This is a genomic window from Otariodibacter oris (assembly GCF_009684715.1).
In the GTDB taxonomy this organism is placed as follows: Bacteria; Pseudomonadota; Gammaproteobacteria; order Enterobacterales; family Pasteurellaceae; genus Otariodibacter; species Otariodibacter oris.
On the sequence record NZ_CP016604.1, the window covers coordinates 264,350 to 283,635 of the forward strand.

The following is a 19,286-nucleotide window of genomic DNA, read 5'->3' on the forward strand; positions in this document are numbered from 1 at the left end:
TTTATTTATTTGGATAGTTAAAAATCGAGTTAACTATTCTAGATGATAAATTTTCAAGAAAGCTTCATTGTTGAGTATAGCTATCCTAGTGTTTAGTTATGCTAGGATAGCATTTAATTTTATCTTAAAACCACTCTCGCATTTCTAAACAATCTCATCCAAGCACCATCTTCGCTCCAGTCTTCTGGGTGCCAAGAATTGCTGACTGTGCGGAATACACGTTCTGGGTGAGGCATCATGACTGCGACACGTCCGTCAGCATTGCTGATAGCGGTAATCCCTTGTGCTGAACCGTTCGGGTTAGCAGGGTAAACTTCCGTTGGTTGTAGATTGTTATCAATATATTGTGCAATCACGAGGTTTTGTTTTTGCAAATTATCAAGCTGATCTGCCCGCTTGAATTCTGCTCGACCTTCTCCGTGAGAAACAGCGATTGGCATATGCGAGCCTGCCATACCTTTAAACCAATGTGAGTTAGTTTCGTTGATACGCACTAAACCAACACGGGCTTCAAAACGCTCTGATTTATTGCGAACAAAACGAGGCCAGTTCTCTGTACCCGGAATAATTTCAGCAAGGTTAGATACCATTTGACAACCATTACACACACCAAGCGCCAATGTATTTGGATTAGCGAAGAATTGGCTGAATTGATCACGTAGCATTGGGTTGAATAAAATGGATTTTGCCCAGCCACCACCTGCACCGAGTACATCTCCGTAAGAGAATCCACCACAAGCCACTAACGCATTAAAGTCTTTTAAGTGTTGTCTGCCTGCCATTAAGTCGCTCATATGCACGTCAATCGCATTAAAGCCTGCACGGTCGAAAGCGGCTGCCATTTCGTAATGGCTGTTTACCCCTTGTTCACGCAAGATTGCAACTGTTGGTTTTACACCTTTATTGATATAAGGGGCGGTAATATCTTCGTTAATATCGTAGGTTAAGTGTGCAGATAATCCTTTGTTGTTTGGATCTTTCTTAGTTGCAAATTCTTGGTCGGCACATTCTGGGTTATCACGTAAACGTTGCATTTGGTGAGTTAATTCCGCCCAAATTCCACGCAATTCAGAACGTTTTTCTGTTAAGAGTTTGCGAGTGCCACGAGTAATTTCAAAGCGATCTTCATCAATCACTGCACCTAATTCTTTAGTCACTGAAAGTAAGTTATGAGCTTGTAGAATTTCACGCACATTATTAAATTCGCTGTCGGCAATTTGGATTACCGCACCCAATTCTTCATTGAATAATACCGCAAGATCATTATCGCCTAATGCACTGATATCCACTTCGACACCACAATTTCCTGCAAATGCCATTTCCGCAAGGGTAGTGATTAAACCACCATCAGAACGGTCGTGGTAAGCGAGTAATTTTTGTTGTGCGACTAATGCTTGCATTGCATTAAAGAAGTTTTTCAAGGTTTCAACATTCACCACATCCGCTGGTTTATCACCTAATTGTTTGTAAACTTGTGCCAATGCGGTCGCACCTAAGCGGTTTTTACCTTCGCCTAAGTCGATTAATAATAAGCGTGTTGCTCCTTTGTCTGTACGAAGTTGTGGAGTAACGGTTTTACGCACATCTTCTACACGCGCGAAAGCGGTGATAACTAATGAAAGTGGTGCAGTTACCGCTTTTTGTTCGCCATTTTCTTCCCAAGTGGTACGCATTGACATTGAGTCTTTACCTACTGGAATAGTAATGCCAAGTGTCGGGCAAAGTTCTTCACCCACCGCTTTTACTGCTTCATATAAGCCAGCATCTTCGCCCTCGTGTCCTGCCGCTGACATCCAGTTTGCAGAAAGTTTAATACGTTTGATATCGCCAATATCTGTTGCAGCAATATTGGTGATCGATTCAGCCACCGCTAAACGAGCAGAGGCGCCGAAGTCGAGTAATGCGACTGGAGCACGTTCGCCCATTGACATTGCTTCACCGTGGTAAGTATCTAAACTTGCTGTGGTTACAGCACAGTCTGCCACTGGAATTTGCCAAGGGCCGACCATTTGGTCACGCGCTACCATTGCGGTAACAGAGCGGTCACCGATAGTAATTAAGAAGGTTTTTTCTGCCACAACTGGTAAACGTAATACACGGTGAAGGGCATCTTTTAATTGAATACCATCTTGTGCAAGCGGTGAGTTCGTGACAGTTTTTGACGAAACATCACGGTGCATTTTTGGCGTTTTACCAAGTAACACATTCATCGGTAAATCGATCGGGTTATTGTGGAAATGATCGTCCGCTAAGGTTAAATGTTTTTCTTCTGTTGCTTCACCGATCACAGCAAATGGCGCCCGTTCACGTTCACATAATGCCGTAAAGAGATCTAATTTTTCTGGTGAAACGGCTAATACATAGCGTTCTTGTGATTCATTACACCAAATTTCTAATGGTGACATGCCTTTTTCATCAGATAAGATTTTACGTAAATCGAATTTACCACCACGATCGCCATCGTGTACTAACTCTGGCATTGCGTTAGATAGACCACCTGCACCCACATCGTGAATAAAGAGGATTGGGTTATCATCGCCTAATTGCCAACAACGGTCGATCACTTCTTGACAGCGACGTTCCATTTCTGGATTTTCACGTTGCACAGAGGCGAAGTCTAAGTCTTCTTTCGATTTACCTGATGCCATAGAAGAGGCTGCACCACCGCCTAAACCGATATTCATTGCAGGACCGCCCAGTACGATTAATTTCGCACCGACTGGGATCTCGCCTTTTTGCACGTGTTCCGCACGGATATTCCCAATACCACCCGCTAACATAATTGGTTTGTGGTAACCACGCACTTCTTCGCCCGCAAAGCTATTCACTTTTTCTTCATAGGTACGGAAGTAACCAAGTAACGCAGGGCGACCAAATTCATTATTGAATGCCGCACCACCAAGAGGGCCTTCGATCATAATATCTAAAGCAGAGGCAATACGATTTGGTTTAGAAAGTGGATTTTCCCAAGGTTGTTCAAAATTCGGGATCACTAAGTTAGACACAGAGAAACCTGTTAAACCTGCTTTTGGTTTTGCACCACGACCTGTTGCACCTTCGTCACGAATTTCACCACCCGAACCAGTTGCAGCACCTGGAAATGGTGAAATAGCGGTAGGGTGGTTGTGTGTTTCAACTTTCATTAAGATATGGGCATCTTCTTGATGATAGCGATATTGTCCATCTTCATCAGGGAAGAAACGACCGACAGTTGAGCCTTCCATGACGGCAGCATTATCTTTATAAGCAGATAAAACGTGATCAGGTGTTTTTTCGAAGGTATTTTTAATCATCTTAAATAATGATTTATCTTGTTGTTTACCATCGATTGTCCAGTCTGCATTAAAGATTTTATGGCGGCAATGTTCAGAGTTTGCTTGAGCGAACATATAGAGTTCGATATCGTTTGGATTGCGTCCTAGCGCAGTAAAGTTTTCAACTAAATAATCAATTTCATCTTCTGCTAAGGCTAAACCTAATTCCACATTAGCAGTGGCTAAGGCTTCACGTCCGCCTTTTAATACATCAACCGTTGTGAAAGGTTTTGGCTCGTGTTGAGCAAATAAATAATTACCTTGTTCTACGCTATCTAACACAGTTTCAAGCATTCTGTCGTGTAATAAGCCTTTCAATGTTTCTAGCTGATCTTCCGTTGGTTTTGCAGTAAATTCAAAATAGTAAGCTAAACCACGTTCAATACGGTTTACTTCATTTAATCCGCAATTATGAGCAATATCAGTCGCTTTTGATGACCATGATGAAATCGTACCAACACGAGGGGTGACAATTAAGCAAAAACCAACAGGATCGTGTTCTGCAAGAGTTGGACCATAATGCAATAGCGCATTTAATTTTTCTTCTTGTGCCGTTGCAAGCGGTGAGTTTAAGTCAGCAAAATGCAAATATTCAGCATATACCGATTTTACGGGTAATTTGTGCTGCTGAAATTTTTGTGTAAGTTGATTTAAACGGAATTCTGATAAAGCAGGCGATCCACGGAAAGTTTTTACTGTCATTGTTTGTTCCATAAAAGAAATAAAGAAAATTTGGTGCTAATTATAACGTATCAAGCAAACGTTTGCATTCAAAATAACAGGTTGATTTTAGGGTTTATTTGGTGAGCTTATTATTAATAAAAAGAATGGTAATAAGATAAAAAAAGTAATAACATCAGAAAGTTCTGTTTTTATCCAACTTAAAAGGTTTTATAGTATGAAAAATATTCATTTATCGTTAATGACAATGGCTATAATGGGTGTAGTTGCTTGCGGTTCTTCTGGTGGCGGTAGTTCAGGTTCTCAGGCATCAGATACGTCGCAGGTTATTAATAATAGTACAATGCCATCAGATCAAACAGCTTCTAAGAATAAAACAACCCAAGAATCTCAGCCAAAAGAAGAAAAGACTACAAGTGATTCAACTACAGTTCCATCTTCTTCTAATTCAACCTCAAATGTTAGTACTTCAGAAAGTCCTAATACATCTAATAAAAATTTATCAAAGGATTTAGCTTCAAGATTTCAAAAAGAGAAGTTCATTGATACACCTTATACATTGTGGAAAAGTTCAGATGAGATACCTACTTCTAATACAGAATTCATTGTTTTAAATCAGGATTTTGGAAGAGAGCATATTCCTTTAGAGCTTTTTCCCCGTTATAAATTAGTGCAAGAGGAGACTTTGGAACACTATACCTATGAAGGGCAGTCTTATGAAAGTCATGGTTTTCTACGAGTGTATAACCAGTTATATTCAGGTGTATCAGGTTTTGCTGAATATGAAGAACATATTATTGGCGAGGAAAAAAATGAAAATTCCCCTGAGAATAACTATGAGATTTTGAACATTTCGGGGATTAATACTAAGCAATTACCTACTAGTGGTATTTTTCGTTATACAGGCGTAGCCTTTGATATGAAAGATGAAGGGATGTTAGACTATTCTGTTGATTTTTCTACTAAATTAGGTAGTGGCTCTATTTCTGGGTTAACAGATTATGGAAAAATAACTTTGTCTGAAGGAAAAATTGATAATATTCGAGATACGGTATATGAAAATGACCCCGCATACATAGATGGTTATCGCTTTAGTGGTAGTGAGCTAGGCATAAAAGCAAATGCTAGAAGTGAAAAAAATGTGGATGATGACGTTGTTTCAAGTTATTCATTATTATTTTTTGGTCCGAATGCGGAAGAGATAACTGGATTTGTTGAAAGTGATTTACATCAGACACCGAATTCTTCTTATCCAGAAGAAGAGCTGAAAGATTCATTTATTGGTTTTGGTGGAACGAAACAATAATACTCAGTCATTATTTGTAATTAATACTTCATTTGAACAAGCTCATTCAGTTTTAATATGTAAAATTGAATGAGCTTTTTTTATACATTTTTAACATGCTTTACACACTAGAATAACAAGTGTAATTTTTGTATAACATTTTGTTTTTAAAGGAAAAATTTATTAAAAACCACTTGAATTTTTTGTACAAAGAATCCAAAATACAATCGTTTTATTGTTAGCTAGTTTTGGTTATCAAATAAGACTAAATAATTTGTTGTAATTTATTATTTTAAGGATGTTGTATGAATATATTTGAACAAACTAACCCTGCGCGTCGTCGTTATGGTTTAGCTGTGTTTGTTGGAATTATCGCTGGTCTTATCTCGGCATTTGTTAAATGGGGTGCTGAACACCCATTCCCTCCACGTAGCCCTTTTGATTTATTTACTGCTGCTTGTCAAGATCCATCACAAGCGTTAGAAGTGTGTTCACGTGCATTTTTAAATCCTCCTCATGTTTTCTTACGTGATTACATTGGAATTGATCCTACACAAGCGGTGTTTACATTTGCTGATCATGGTTTTGATTGGATTGGTGTAACTCATATTACATTCTCATTAGTGTTTGCGATTGCGTACTGTGTGGTTGCAGAGCGTTTCCCTAAAGTGAAATTCTGGCAAGGTATTGGTGCAGGTTTAATCGCTGATGTGTGTGTGCATTACATTACTTTCCCTTTAATGGGCTTAACTCCACCAGTGGTAGATTGGCCTTTATATGAACATATTTCAGAATTAGTTGGACATATTTTCTGGTTCTGGACGATTGAGGTTATTCGTCGCGATTTACGTAATCGTATTTCTCATGAGCCAGATGCAGAAGTTGAATTAGATCACGTTTCTCGATAATCAGAGAGTTTGCTAAGGCGTGTAGCACCCTACGAGGTTGTTTTTGTAGGGTGCTTTTTTATTTCTACGATTCTGAAATTTGATTTTCAGATTCACTCAATAAATCGATAACTGCTTGTGCAGCTTGAGCATCTGCATTACATTGAATTTGTTGATGTAATTGAACAAAAGATTGTTTTAATTCATTTTTCAATAATACATTCTCAGGTTTGTCAGAAAGATACACATCCAGTTTTTCAGCTAAATTTTCAGGTGTACATTCGTCTTGAATTAACTCAGGGACAAGCGGTGAGTTTGCTAATAGATTTGGCAAAGAAATATAATCTGTTTTGACTAATTTCTTCGCGAGCCAATGGGTTGTATTTTTCATTTTATAGCCCACTACCATCGGTGATTTACATAGCATTGCTTCTAAGGCAGCAGTACCCGAGGCTAATAGCGTCGCTTCAGCGATAGTCATTGCGGCGCGAGCCTGCCCTTTCAAAATAATCATTTCCAGCTCAGGGGCAATTTTTTGTTTAATCGCTTGAAATTGAGCAATTCGCTTATCATTGACGAGGGGGACTAGGAACTGTAAGTCTGGATAACGTTGTTTAAGTAACAGTGCTGTTTGTAAGAAGGGTTCCGCTAAAAATTCCACTTCACTGGTGCGACTACCAACTAAAATTGCCATATAGCGTTGCGTTTCTTCAAGTTGTAGTAATTGACAAGCTTCGGCACGATTAGGTTTTAATGCAATTGCATCTGCCATAGTGTGTCCGATAAAACGACAAGGCACATTAAACTTATCATAAAAGGCTTTTTCAAACGGAAGAAACGCAAGGACTAAATTCGTTGCTCGTGCAATTTTGTGGACTCGATTTTGCCGCCATGCCCACACAGACGGGCTAACATAATGAATTGTTTTGATCCCATTGGCTTTTAATTTTTCTTCAATACTGATATTGAAATCGGGCGCATCAATACCGATAAAAATATCTGGCTTTAATTCGAGCATTGTGTTGATAACTTGCTTGCGACGTTGTAATAAGCGAGGAAGATGTTTAACCACTTCGGCTAAACCCATTACTGCAATATCTTCCATATCAAATAGTGATTCACAACCAGCAGCAAGCATTTTGGGCCCAGCAACACCGATAAATTTGGCATGAGGGTAGTGGACTTTGAGAGCATTGATTAGACCTTCACCCAAAATATCTCCAGAGATTTCGCCTGCTACAATGGCAATAGTTGGAATATTTTGAGAAGACGTTGTTTGTTCTTGATTTGTCATAAATCCCTTCAATTAGAGTATAGAATAATGGTCTATTATAACCTGTTTAGTGATTAAATTAAGGATTAACAAGAAGAACAAAAAACAAGCGGTCAGATTTTTACAAAATTTTGCAAGGTTCTGACCGCTTGATAGGGGCAATTATTTATTATTTGACTAATTGAACTAAAATACGACGAACAGGCTCTGCTGCTCCCCATAATAATTGGTCACCTACAGTGAATGCGGCTAAATATTCAGGTCCCATTGCCAATTTACGTAAACGTCCAACTGGTACGCTTAATGTGCCTGTTACTTTAGCTGGTGTAAGCTCACGTAATGTGGTTTCTTTATCATTTGGAATCACTTTTACCCATTCATTGTGGCTTGCAAGAATTTGTTCGATTTCTTCTAGTGGTAAATCTTTTTTCAATTTGATCGTAAAGGCTTGACTGTGGCAACGTAAAGCGCCGATACGCACACATAAGCCATCAACGGCGATTGGATTATCACTTAAGCCGAGAATCTTATTGGTTTCTGCATAACCTTTCCATTCTTCTTTGGTTTGTCCAGTTTCTGGTAAAAGTTTATCAATCCAAGGGATTAAGCTACCTGCAAGTGGCGCGCCAAAATTATCAGTAGGGAAGTTATCGCTACGCATTTCAGCAGTCACTTTACGTTCGATATCAAGAATAGATGATGCGGGATCCGCTAATTCAGCAGATACTGCGTTTTCTAATAATCCCATTTGTGACACTAATTCACGCATATTTTTCGCGCCCGCACCTGATGCAGCTTGGTAAGTGGCAACGGATACCCATTCCACTAAATCACGTTCGAATAACCCGCCGATTGCCATTAACATGAGGCTCACTGTACAGTTACCACCAACGAAAGTTTTGATTCCGTTTTTCAATCCTTCATCAATTACGTTTTGGTTTACTGGATCGAGTACGATAATTGCATCATCTTTCATTCGTAATGCAGAGGCAGCATCAACCCAATAACCGTTCCAACCTGTTTCTTTTAATTTTGGATAAACTTCGTTGGTATAATCACCACCTTGGCAAGTAACGATAATATCTAATTTTTTTAGTTCTTCGATATCAAAGGCATTTTTAAGATCACCTGCGTCTTTACCTGCAAATGTTGGGGCTTTTTGACCCGCTTGTGAAGTCGTGAAAAAGACGGGATTGATGTTAGCAAAATCATTTTCTTGAACCATACGATCCATTAAAACTGAACCCACCATTCCTCGCCATCCAACGAAACCGACGTTTTGCATTTTATTCTCCTGAAAAAATTAAGTTGTGTTTGAAAGTAGTAAAGAGTTGATAAATACAAGATTTTAAAAATAAATGCAAATGAAAATTTATAGGGTATTGGAAATGGGTAAACTGGTGAAATTATTATGCTGTTGTTTCAATCTAAATCAAAAATTATGTTGTTTTGCCTAAAATAACTCCATTTTGAGGGCAAATTATCATGTGTTAGATTTTTTTTATCGTGTATTTAAAGGCATTTTGTAGTAAAGTTACTTTGTTTTATATGGCGCTATTGTACTGTATAACTATACATTTATTTAATTTATATAATTTAAAAAGAGGAATTTTCTATGTACTCAAAAGATGTCACAATCGTTGCTCCAAATGGTTTACATACTCGTCCAGCAGCAGAATTTGTTAAAGCAGCGAAAGGGTTTGCTTCAGATATTACAGTAACTTCTGGCGGTAAAAGTGCGAGTGCAAAAAGTTTGTTTAAATTACAAACATTGGGATTAACTCAAGGAACAGTGATTTCAATTTCTGCTGAAGGTGAAGATGAGCAAAAAGCAGTGGACTTTTTGGTCGATCTTATCCCAACATTAGAATAGTTTTATTTTTCCAATTTTCGACTTTATTGTTATGTAGATGAATGTAAAAATTCATCTATTTTACAATGAGGTCGTTTTGTGCTTTTCGCACGAATGTATTATTTTCAACCAAGGATTCAATTATGATTACTGGTATCGCAGCTTCTCCTGGTGTAGTGTTTGGTAAAGCACTTGTATTGAAAGATGAGCCTATCGTTTTAAACACTCAAAAGATCACTCCAGACCAAGTTGAAGCAGAAAAAGCAAGATTTTTCTCAGGAAGAGAAAAGGCTGTTGAACAATTAACCAAAATTAAAGAAAAAGCAAGACGCACTTTAGGTGAAGAAAAAGAAGCTATTTTTGAAGGTCATTTGATGATCTTAGAAGATGAAGAGCTTGAGGAAGAGATCTTAACCTATCTTGAAGAGCACCTTGTTACTGCGGATGTGGCAACAAATAAAATTATCAATATGCAAGCTTCAATGCTCGCTGAAATTGATGATGAATATTTGAAAGAACGTGCGGGTGATATGCGTGATATTGGTAATCGTTTGATTCGTAATATATTGAATATGCATATCGTTGATCTAGGCAATATCAAGGAAGAGTCGATTTTAGTTGCTTATGATTTAACACCATCAGAAACAGCACAGCTTAATTTAGATAAAGTACTTGGATTTATTACTGATATTGGTGGTAGAACTTCTCATACTTCAATCATGGCTCGTTCGTTAGAATTGCCTGCGATTGTGGGAACAAATGATATTACCAAAAAAGTTAAAACGGGTGATTTAATCATTTTAGATGCTACCAATAATCAGATTCATATTAATCCTTCGGAAGAACAGATTAATAAATTTAAAGCTCAGCAAGAAAAAGAAGCAAGTGAAAAAGCTGAATTAGCTAAGCTAAAAGAATTACCTGCAGAAACTGTTGATGGTCATCGTATTGAGGTTGTTGGAAATATCGGTACCATTCGTGATGTGACTGGTGTACTTCGTAATGGTGGCGAAGGGGTAGGTTTGTATCGTACAGAGTTTCTTTTCATGGATCGTAGTGCTTTACCTAGTGAAGATGAGCAATTTGAAGCCTATAAAGAAGTGGTTGAAGCAATGGGAGGTAAGCTTGTTATCCTCAGAACAATGGATATTGGTGGGGATAAAGAGTTACCGTACATGAATTTCCCGAAAGAAATGAATCCATTCTTAGGATGGCGTGCAGTTCGTATCGGTTTAACTCGCCGTGAAATTCTAAACACCCAGTTACGTGCGGTATTAAGGGCATCTGCTTTTGGTAAACTTGCTGTGATGTTCCCAATGATTATTTCAGTGGAAGAAATCCGTGAGTTAAAAGGCATCATTGATACCTTAAAAGCAGAATTACGTTCAGAAAGTGTTGCTTTTGATGAAAACATCCAAGTAGGTGTGATGGTCGAAACACCATCAGCTGCGGTAAATGCTCGTCATCTTGCTAAAGAAGTTGATTTCTTCAGTATTGGTACAAACGATTTAACCCAATACACTTTAGCGGTGGATCGTGGTAATGAAATGATTGCGCATATGTATAACCCAATGTCGCCATCAGTTTTAAACCTAATTAAACAAGTGATAGATGCTTCTCATGCAGAAGGTAAATGGACTGGTATGTGTGGTGAGCTTGCGGGCGATAGCCGTGCGACAGCCTTACTACTCGGTATGGGTTTGGATGAATTTAGTATGAGTGGAATTTCTGTTCCTCATATTAAGAAATTAGTTCGTAGTGTCAACTATGCAGATGCTAAAAAACTTGCTGAGGAAGCTTTACAACAACCAACAGCTGTTGATATTGAAAAATTAGTTGATGAGTTCTATCAAAAACTTAACTAATAAGTAGATACAAATACAAAATTCTCGTATAAAATATGCGATTATTTTGTTCATTTAATATAATGGAGATTTGAATTATGGGTTTCTTAGATAAACTTTTTGGTGGCAAAAAAGATGCGGCATCAAAAGAAGTAAAAATTTACGCCCCGCTCTCAGGTGAAATTGTTAATATTGAAGATGTTCCAGATGTTGTTTTCTCAGAAAAAATTGTAGGTGATGGTATTGCTATTCGCCCAAATGGAGATTCAATTGCAGCTCCAGTAAATGGAACTATCGGTAAAATTTTTGAAACAAATCATGCGTTTTCTATTGAATCAGATGAAGGCATTGAATTATTTGTTCACTTTGGTATTGATACTGTTGAGTTAAAAGGCGAAGGTTTTGCGCGTGTTGCTGAAGAAGGTCAAAAAGTGAAAGTAGGCGATCCAATTATTAAATTTGATTTAGCCTTACTTGAAACTAAAGCAAAATCAATTCTTACACCTGTCGTTATTTCTAATATGGATGAAATTTCTAATCTTCATAAAGAATCTGGCGAAGTGATCCAAGGTGAAAGTGTTGTTTTAACTTTATTAAAATAATTCAATCTGTATTGTGTAAGGAACCACGCTTTGTCGTGGTTTCTGTTTTTTATAGCTATCCAGTATTCAAACGAGTAGAATAACGTATCTGTGAACGTAAAGGATTTCATTTTACGTTTAATTTTAACTTTGATTTCCTTATTACCTATTTATACTATGACACAAAAATTACATATAAAAACATGGGGTTGCCAAATGAATGAGTATGACTCATCAAAGATGGCAGATTTATTGAATAGTACCCATGGCTTTGAATTAACAGAGAATGCGGAAGAAGCAGACGTCCTTTTATTAAATACGTGTTCAATACGTGAAAAAGCACAAGAAAAAGTATTTCATCAGCTTGGGCGTTGGAAAAATTTTAAAAAGAATAAACCTAATTTAGTTATTGGTGTAGGTGGTTGTGTTGCCTCTCAAGAAGGTGAGCATATTCGTCATCGTGCGCCATTCGTTGATATTGTGTTTGGACCTCAAACACTTCATCGTTTACCTGAAATGATTAATCGTATTCGTGGTGATCGTACTGCGCCGATTGTTGATATTAGTTTCCCTGAAATTGAAAAATTCGATCGCTTGCCAGAGCCAAGAGCAGAGGGACCGACTGCTTTCGTGTCTATTATGGAAGGTTGTAATAAATACTGTTCATTCTGCGTTGTACCTTATACTCGTGGTGAAGAAGTGAGTCGCCCAGTGGATGATATTCTATTTGAAATTGCTCAATTAGCAGCTCAAGGTGTACGTGAAGTCAATTTATTGGGTCAAAATGTGAATGCGTATCGTGGAGAAACATTTGACGGAGAAATTTGCTCATTTGCGGAATTATTACGTTTAGTGGCAGCGATTGACGGTATTGACCGTTTACGTTTTACAACCAGCCATCCGATTGAATTCACCGATGATATTATTGAAGTTTATCGTGATACACCTGAGTTAGTTAGCTTCTTACACTTACCAATTCAAAGTGGATCAGATCGTGTATTAACGATGATGAAACGTAACCATACGGCATTAGAATATAAAGCGATTATTCGTAAATTACGAGCAGTTCGTCCAGATATCCAAATCAGTTCAGATTTTATCGTCGGATTCCCAGGAGAAACAGAAGCTGATTTCGAGCAAACAATGAAAGTAATCGAACAAGTTAATTTCGATATGAGCTTTAGCTTTGTTTATTCTGCTCGCCCTGGTACACCAGCATCTGATTTACCTGATGATGTAAGCGAAGATGAGAAAAAAGAACGTCTTTATCGTTTACAACAACGCATCAATAACCAAGCAATGCAATTTAGCCGAGCAATGTTAGGCACTGAGCAACGTATTTTGGTTGAAGGTCCTTCAAAGAAAGACATTATGGAATTAACAGGGCGTACAGAAACAAACCGTATTGTTAATTTCCAAGGGTCGCCAGATATGATTGGTAAATTCGTTGATGTGAAAATTACTGATGTTTATACCAATTCTTTACGTGGTGATGTTGTTCGTACGGAAGAAGAAATGGGATTACGCATTGTAGAATCGCCACAAAGTGTGATTGAGCGTACACGAAAAGAAGACGAATTAGGTGTGGGCAAATTCGTGGTAAATTTGTAAAATAATATGAGAATCTGACCGCTTGTATAAGACAAGCGGTCTTTTTTATATAGGAAGATTGAGTGTTACTTTTTGTTCTCTACATTATCGGAATTACTGCGGAAGCCATTACTGGAGCATTAGCTGCAGGTCGAGAAAAAATGGATATGTTTGGTGTCATTATTATTGCTTCGGTAACAGCAATTGGTGGCGGATCTATCCGTGATGTCTTGCTTGGGCATTATCCATTGGGCTGGGTGGCTCATCCTGAATATTTTCTCATTGTTGCGATTGCAGCAGTCTTTACCATGTTTGTTGCACCATTTTTAGGTTATTTTCGAACCATATTTTTAGTGTTAGATGCGTTGGGCTTAATCGTCTTTTCTATCATTGGCGCACAGGTTGCGTTAGATATGGGATATGGTTTAGTAATCGCTATTATTGCGGCTGTGATTACAGGGGCTTTTGGTGGTGTCTTGCGAGACCTCTTATGTAATAGGATTCCCCTTGTTTTTCAAAAAGAACTGTACGCAAGTATTGCCTGTCTCTCAACTTGTATCTATGTGGGATTATTGGAAGTGGGTATTTCTCAAAATATTGTAGTAATTACCACGCTTTTATCAGGTTTCGGTATTCGGTTATTGGCTATTCGCTTTAAACTCGGTTTACCTATTTTTGAGTTTGATGAAGTACAATATCTAGGAAAGGGTGATTTAGTTGATAGATTGGCTAAAAAGAAGAAATGAGGTTTGCCCCCATCTCTTCTTGGACAGCGATTAATTAATAAAATATTGAATCTGGATAGACATTAAATCCGTCTTTTGCGGTGCGTTGGTAATCTTTACTTAATAATGCATTTATATCATAAAAATAGGCATGTAATTTAGTTTCCCCCGCAGCAAATGGTCCTAATGCATAAACAGGGTAAACAAAGGTAATGCCATCATCGGTAAAATAAAAATCTGGACTTAATTCAAATTCATTTTTATCTGTAACAAATGCACTAATCTGTCCATCTTCTCCAGCATTCATTGACATATACTCTTGCCATAATATGTCTTTCAGTTCTTGTTGTTTACTTGGCTCGACTAAATCATTTAATTGAATAACCGCTTTTTTATTCACATCTATATTCAGGTAACGGGTATAATACATTCCATGAGCACCACCCGTATAGCTGTCATAATGTTGAGTGAACGTCGCAATATTTCCTCTTTGATTTACATAAGTTGTCGTTTCTGCTTCAGTTAACCCAATAAAATAACCACCTTGTTTGACTTCATTTACAAAATCATCATACATACTTGAGAATAGCTCTGTAGCATTTTCTTTAGTGATAATTTCATTTCCAATATTGAGTTCTTCATCCGAATAATGATTGATAATTTCTTTAAACAATAAACTGTTTAGCCAATCTACATTAGTTGTTGCTGTTGTGGCAAAAACGGCAACACGAGAGTCATAAAACTGCTCTTCAGATTCATTCTCATCCTCATAAAGATTATCTTTAACTTTTAAGGTTTCTGATTTATTAAATAGTTCGGTAATTTCAACGTTAAGGGTTGGGAAAGCATCTTGTGAATTTTCTACTACACTATTTTTTGTTGCCTGTTCAGTTTGAATAGCTTTTAACTCTGTTTCTAATTGTGTGATTTTTTGTTCAGCATCTGTTAATTTCTGAGTCAACTCTTGGTCATCACAAGCTGATAGAATGAATCCAGATGCGATTAATATCGCTAACAATGATTTTTTCATTTGGGTTTTCCTTGTATAAAAAAATCCCTCGTGAATTCACGAGGGAAATAACTTAATCATCTAAGAAACTTCTTAACGTTTCGGAACGGCTTGGATGTCTAAGTTTCCGTAATGCTTTTGCTTCAATTTGACGAATACGTTCACGTGTTACATCAAATTGTTTACCTACTTCCTCTAAGGTATGGTCAGTATTCATATCAATACCGAAACGCATACGAAGGACTTTTGCTTCGCGAGGAGTCAAACCTTCTAATACTTCGTTAGTGGCTAAACGTAAACTTTCTGCGGTTGCAGAATCTAATGGTAATTCTAATGTGCCATCTTCAATGAAATCACCTAAATGTGAATCATCATCGTCACCCACTGGGGTTTCCATAGAGATTGGTTCTTTAGCAATCTTTAATACCTTACGAATTTTATCTTCAGGCATTCCCATTTTTTCGGCTAATTCCTCTGGGGTTGCATCACGTCCCATTTCTTGTAAGCATTGACGAGAAATACGATTAAGTTTATTAATCGTTTCAATCATATGTACAGGAATACGGATCGTTCTTGCTTGGTCAGCAATAGAACGTGTGATTGCTTGACGAATCCACCATGTCGCATAAGTTGAGAATTTATATCCACGACGATATTCAAATTTATCTACTGCTTTCATCAAGCCGATATTTCCTTCTTGAATAAGATCAAGGAACTGTAAACCACGGTTCGTATATTTTTTCGCAATAGAGATAACTAAACGTAAGTTAGCTTCGACCATTTCTTTTTTTGCTCGACGAGCTTTTAATTCACCTTCGGAAATACGGCCACCAATTTCACGAATTTGGCTAATTGTTAATCCAGAACGTTCTTCTAGTTTAATTAGATTTGCAATACTGAGACGAATATTATCAGCATAATCAGCTAATTTTGGTACGCCATTACGTTTTGCATTAATTGCTTTATCAATCCATGCATCAGAAGTTTCATGCCCTTGGAAAGCTTTGATAAAATCTGATTTTTTCATTTGAGCATACTCAACGGCATAACGTTGGATTTTTCTTTCTTCTGTACGTACCTGTTTCATCATCTGTTGCATAAAATCAACAAGCAAGTCAAATTGCTTTGGTACAAGGCGGAATTCACGGAAAACATCAGATAAAGCTTGAATATGTGCTTTTGATGTTTTATGAGTACGTCCATATTTTTGAATAGCTAGCAATGCTTTTTCGTGTTGTTCTCTTAATGCATAGAACTTTATACGAGCTAATTCAGGATCAATAGAGTTATCATCGGAAGAATCGGAGGAACTATCATCATCTTCGTCTTCATCTTCGTCATCATCTACGTCTACAACAGTCGTATCACTTTCTTCATCATCTAAATTGGCATCAATGTCATCTTCTGTCACATTTTCTTCTTCAGCATTTGGATCGACAAAAGCAGTGACCAAATCCGATAATCTGAGTGTACCATCTTCGACTTCAATATAGCGTGAGATAAAACCACTTAGTGCCTCAGGATATTCAGCAACAGCGCATTGAACAATGTTAATCCCTTCTTCAATACGTTTAGCTATATCAATTTCACCTTCTCGAGTTAATAGATCAACAGTTCCCATTTCACGCATGTACATGCGAACAGGATCAGTTGTTCTCCCTAATTCTGATTCAACGGTAGAAAGCACTTTCGCTGCTTCTTCTACAACATCTTCATCAGGAATGTCTTCAGAAAGCATTAGATCATCAGCATCTGGAGCTACTTCGAGGACTTTGATACCCATGTCATTGATCATTTGAATGATATCTTCAATTTGATCTGCATCGACAAGCTCTTCTGGTAAATGGTCATGGACTTCTGAAAGTGTCAAATAGCCCTGCTCTCGTCCTTGTGCGATAAGAAGCTCTAACTGAGATTGTTGTTCTTCTTCTAACTGAGATTGTTGTTCCATATTTTTATCCATTTCTGTGAGAACAAATAGTGACGAATTATATCACTATTTATTTAGTATATGTAGGTTTGTCAAAATGTTAAAATCAACCTTTAGCTTTTTTTATTTTTAATAAGATCTTGTAATATTGCTTTTTCTTCACTGCTGAGTGTTGCTTGTCTATCTTTAGCTTGTAATTGCTCAATACTTTTATCAATCCACTTATTATAGAAAAAAGCTAAGGTATCTTTAAAAGTTGCTTCTATATTCTCTGAAGAAACTAGATGGTGCCAACTTGCCAAAATTTCAAGGTGTTTATAGTGAGGATTATCCCTTAAATGCTCAAGTAATCCTCCCATTGTTATACCAATATGTTGATGGCAAATTTCTACAAGAGATAAGAAAAGAGGCATCCCTTTTTCATCAAGGCTCTTAAATAGGCTAATTTCTTCATCAACAAAAGTAGCCAAATTTGGATTTTGTAGTAGTAAAGCAATTAATAGACGCATTGGAGTGCGTTCTATTTTAGGGGTATGTACTACATTACTCGTTTTATTACTTATTTGATTTGGTAGCAGATTAGCGATTTGGGTAGGATCGACCAATCCTAATTTTTGTCCTAAAATATTACGTAAATAAACCCGAAGCATTTCCCCTGGAATTTGTTTGATTAGAGGAACCGCTAGCGTTGCTAATTTTGATTGTCCTTCTTTAGTGGAGAGATCTACTTCAGCTAAAAGAGATTGAAAGAGAAAATCACTTAATGTCATCGCTTGAGTCAAGTATTGCTCAAATCCTGCTTTACCTTGCTGGCGTACAAAAGAATCAGGATCTTCACCATCAGGTAAGAAAATAAATTTTAATTGTCGCCCATCATATAAATGAGGAAGTGCGTTTTCCAAGGCTCGCCATGCAGCCTCTCTCCCAGCTCTGTCGCCATCATAGCAACAAATAATTTGCTCGGTGCAACGGAACATTTGTTGAATTTGTTCACTTGTTGTTGCTGTACCTAGAGATGCAACTGCATTATTGACATCATATTGTGCCAATGCCACCACATCCATATAGCCTTCAACAACGAGTAGAGAGTCAGGCGATTCATTATGTTGTAGCACTTGGTATAAGCCGTATAGTTCATTACCTTTATGGTAAGTTGCTGATTCAGGTGAGTTTAAATATTTAGGCTTTTCATCACCCATTACTCGACCACCAAAGGCAATCACACGACCTCGTTTATCTCGAATAGGAAACATAATACGATTACGAAAACGATCATAGGTATTTCCTCGGTCATTTTGCGATAACATTCCCGTATCGAGTAACTTTTGAATTTCTTCTTTATTTGTGCCAAATTTACGTAACACAGTATCCATCGTATTAGGGACAAAACCAATTTCAAAGCGTTGGATAATTTCTGGTGAGAGTCCACGTTGTGCTAAATATTGTTGACTTTCTTCACTTCGTTGTAGATTTTGTTGATAGAATCTAGCAATTTCATCAAGTAACTCATACAGGGTTCGACGTGTTTTAAGACTAACTTTAGGTATGCTATCTCTATGTGAATTTGTTTCACGTGGAATTTCTAAATTATGCAATGCTGCCAGTTCTTCGATAGCTTCTGGGAATTCTAATTTGTCATATTCCATTAAAAAACTGATCGCATTACCATGGGCTCCACATCCAAAACAGTGGTAAAATTGCTTAGTCTGGCTTACGGTAAATGAAGGAGTTTTTTCATGGTGAAATGGACAACAGGCTTGATAATCTCTACCTGCTTTTTTCAATTTGACTCGACTATTGATTAAATCAACGATGTCTGTACGTGCAACGAGATCATCAATAAATGAGCGAGGTATAGAACCTTTCATTAGATATCTCCTTTACTGTAAGACTCTTAATTATAAGAACCTTAAGTCGTTATTTTTGCAAAATAAAGAAACAAACTGACCGCTTGAAAATAATAGATCTGTATAAACGAGGAAACCGTGATTCCATTCGGTTTCACGGCTTCGACTAAAAAACGAAAAACGTTAATTAGTATAAACGAGTATTACGTGCGTTTTCACGAGCATTACGTTTCGCATGACGTTTAGCTAAAGATGCTTTTTCACGTTTACGAACAGCTGCTGGTTTTTCATAGAATTCACGAGCACGAACTTCAGCTAAGATTCCTGCTTTTTCGCAAGAGCGTTTGAAACGACGTAATGCAACGTCAAATGATTCATTTTCACGAACTTTAATTACTGGCATATGCCATCACCTCAGGATATATATTGTTTAAATTAAGCTGCACAATCGGCGGCAGCATAGAACTA

The 19,286-nt window shown here is 37.4% G+C and carries 14 protein-coding genes; 7 read left to right on the forward strand and 7 right to left on the reverse strand.

Going from position 1 to position 19,286, the window contains the following annotated elements; all coding sequences use genetic code 11:
* Positions 1 to 119: 119 nt before the first annotated feature.
* Positions 120 to 4,016, reverse strand: a complete 3,897-nt coding sequence (gene purL / locus A6A10_RS01285) for a phosphoribosylformylglycinamidine synthase (RefSeq protein WP_121124351.1) — start codon at positions 4,014 to 4,016, stop codon at positions 120 to 122.
* Between the two features lie 196 nt (positions 4,017 to 4,212).
* On the opposite strand from purL, the gene A6A10_RS01290 reads away from it, so the two are divergent.
* Both A6A10_RS01290 and A6A10_RS01295 read left to right on the forward strand, forming a co-directional pair.
* The gene (locus A6A10_RS01290; protein ID WP_121124353.1) at positions 4,213 to 5,301 is read left to right on the forward strand and encodes a factor H binding protein domain-containing protein; all 1,089 of its coding nucleotides are present in this window, start codon (positions 4,213 to 4,215) and stop codon (positions 5,299 to 5,301) included.
* Positions 5,302 to 5,585: 284 nt separating this feature from the next.
* Positions 5,586 to 6,188 (forward strand): YagU family protein, encoded by a 603-nt coding sequence (locus tag A6A10_RS01295; RefSeq protein WP_121124355.1) that lies wholly within the window; start codon positions 5,586 to 5,588, stop codon positions 6,186 to 6,188.
* Positions 6,189 to 6,252: 64 nt separating this feature from the next.
* Here the strand turns inward: A6A10_RS01295 and lpxB are convergent, their stop codons facing one another.
* Positions 6,253 to 7,461 (reverse strand): lipid-A-disaccharide synthase, encoded by a 1,209-nt coding sequence (gene lpxB / locus A6A10_RS01300; protein WP_121124357.1) that lies wholly within the window; start codon positions 7,459 to 7,461, stop codon positions 6,253 to 6,255.
* Between the two features lie 148 nt (positions 7,462 to 7,609).
* Complete coding sequence (asd, locus tag A6A10_RS01305; protein WP_121124358.1) at positions 7,610 to 8,725, reverse strand: aspartate-semialdehyde dehydrogenase; 1,116 nt, start codon at positions 8,723 to 8,725, stop codon at positions 7,610 to 7,612.
* Positions 8,726 to 9,055: 330 nt separating this feature from the next.
* On the opposite strand from asd, the gene ptsH reads away from it, so the two are divergent.
* From ptsH to A6A10_RS01330, 5 genes are all read left to right on the forward strand, one after another.
* On the forward strand, positions 9,056 to 9,313 hold the full coding sequence (gene ptsH / locus A6A10_RS01310; RefSeq protein ID WP_121124360.1) for a phosphocarrier protein Hpr: 258 nt from the start codon (positions 9,056 to 9,058) through the stop codon (positions 9,311 to 9,313).
* A 122-nt stretch (positions 9,314 to 9,435) separates the two neighbouring features.
* A complete protein-coding gene (gene ptsI, locus A6A10_RS01315; RefSeq protein ID WP_121124362.1) occupies positions 9,436 to 11,157 on the forward strand; it encodes a phosphoenolpyruvate-protein phosphotransferase PtsI in 1,722 nt (573 codons plus the stop codon).
* A gap of 77 nt (positions 11,158 to 11,234) precedes the next feature.
* A complete protein-coding gene (crr, locus tag A6A10_RS01320) occupies positions 11,235 to 11,738 on the forward strand; it encodes a PTS glucose transporter subunit IIA (RefSeq protein WP_121124364.1) in 504 nt (167 codons plus the stop codon).
* Between the two features lie 156 nt (positions 11,739 to 11,894).
* Complete coding sequence (miaB, locus tag A6A10_RS01325; protein WP_121124413.1) at positions 11,895 to 13,328, forward strand: tRNA (N6-isopentenyl adenosine(37)-C2)-methylthiotransferase MiaB; 1,434 nt, start codon at positions 11,895 to 11,897, stop codon at positions 13,326 to 13,328.
* 62 nt (positions 13,329 to 13,390) lie between these two features.
* A complete protein-coding gene (locus A6A10_RS01330; RefSeq protein ID WP_121124366.1) occupies positions 13,391 to 14,053 on the forward strand; it encodes a trimeric intracellular cation channel family protein in 663 nt (220 codons plus the stop codon).
* 34 nt (positions 14,054 to 14,087) lie between these two features.
* Here the strand turns inward: A6A10_RS01330 and A6A10_RS01335 are convergent, their stop codons facing one another.
* The 4 genes from A6A10_RS01335 to rpsU form a co-directional block, all read right to left on the reverse strand.
* Positions 14,088 to 15,062 carry a DUF3298 domain-containing protein gene (locus A6A10_RS01335; RefSeq protein WP_121124368.1) on the reverse strand — a complete coding sequence of 325 codons (975 nt, stop codon included), beginning with the start codon at positions 15,060 to 15,062 and terminating at the stop codon, positions 14,088 to 14,090.
* 52 nt (positions 15,063 to 15,114) lie between these two features.
* Positions 15,115 to 16,992, reverse strand: coding sequence for an RNA polymerase sigma factor RpoD (gene rpoD / locus A6A10_RS01340; RefSeq protein WP_121124370.1), 1,878 nt, complete (start codon positions 16,990 to 16,992; stop codon positions 15,115 to 15,117).
* 92 nt (positions 16,993 to 17,084) lie between these two features.
* On the reverse strand, positions 17,085 to 18,839 hold the full coding sequence (gene dnaG / locus A6A10_RS01345) for a DNA primase (RefSeq protein WP_121124372.1): 1,755 nt from the start codon (positions 18,837 to 18,839) through the stop codon (positions 17,085 to 17,087).
* Between the two features lie 166 nt (positions 18,840 to 19,005).
* Positions 19,006 to 19,221, reverse strand: a complete 216-nt coding sequence (rpsU, locus tag A6A10_RS01350; RefSeq protein ID WP_121124374.1) for a 30S ribosomal protein S21 — start codon at positions 19,219 to 19,221, stop codon at positions 19,006 to 19,008.
* Positions 19,222 to 19,286 lie beyond the last annotated feature (65 nt).

Bases quoted from the DNA above. Each gene is read 5' to 3' on its own strand.
- purL (WP_121124351.1), bottom strand. From the start codon at position 4,016: ATGACAGTAAAAACTTTCCGTGGATCGCCTGCTTTATCAGAATTCCGT.
- A6A10_RS01290 (WP_121124353.1), top strand. From the start codon at position 4,213: ATGAAAAATATTCATTTATCGTTAATGACAATGGCTATAATGGGTGTA.
- A6A10_RS01295 (WP_121124355.1), top strand. From the start codon at position 5,586: ATGAATATATTTGAACAAACTAACCCTGCGCGTCGTCGTTATGGTTTA.
- lpxB (WP_121124357.1), bottom strand. From the start codon at position 7,461: ATGACAAATCAAGAACAAACAACGTCTTCTCAAAATATTCCAACTATT.
- asd (WP_121124358.1), bottom strand. From the start codon at position 8,725: ATGCAAAACGTCGGTTTCGTTGGATGGCGAGGAATGGTGGGTTCAGTT.
- ptsH (WP_121124360.1), top strand. From the start codon at position 9,056: ATGTACTCAAAAGATGTCACAATCGTTGCTCCAAATGGTTTACATACT.
- ptsI (WP_121124362.1), top strand. From the start codon at position 9,436: ATGATTACTGGTATCGCAGCTTCTCCTGGTGTAGTGTTTGGTAAAGCA.
- crr (WP_121124364.1), top strand. From the start codon at position 11,235: ATGGGTTTCTTAGATAAACTTTTTGGTGGCAAAAAAGATGCGGCATCA.
- miaB (WP_121124413.1), top strand. From the start codon at position 11,895: ATGACACAAAAATTACATATAAAAACATGGGGTTGCCAAATGAATGAG.
- A6A10_RS01335 (WP_121124368.1), bottom strand. From the start codon at position 15,062: ATGAAAAAATCATTGTTAGCGATATTAATCGCATCTGGATTCATTCTA.
- rpoD (WP_121124370.1), bottom strand. From the start codon at position 16,992: ATGGAACAACAATCTCAGTTAGAAGAAGAACAACAATCTCAGTTAGAG.
- dnaG (WP_121124372.1), bottom strand. From the start codon at position 18,839: ATGAAAGGTTCTATACCTCGCTCATTTATTGATGATCTCGTTGCACGT.
- rpsU (WP_121124374.1), bottom strand. From the start codon at position 19,221: ATGCCAGTAATTAAAGTTCGTGAAAATGAATCATTTGACGTTGCATTA.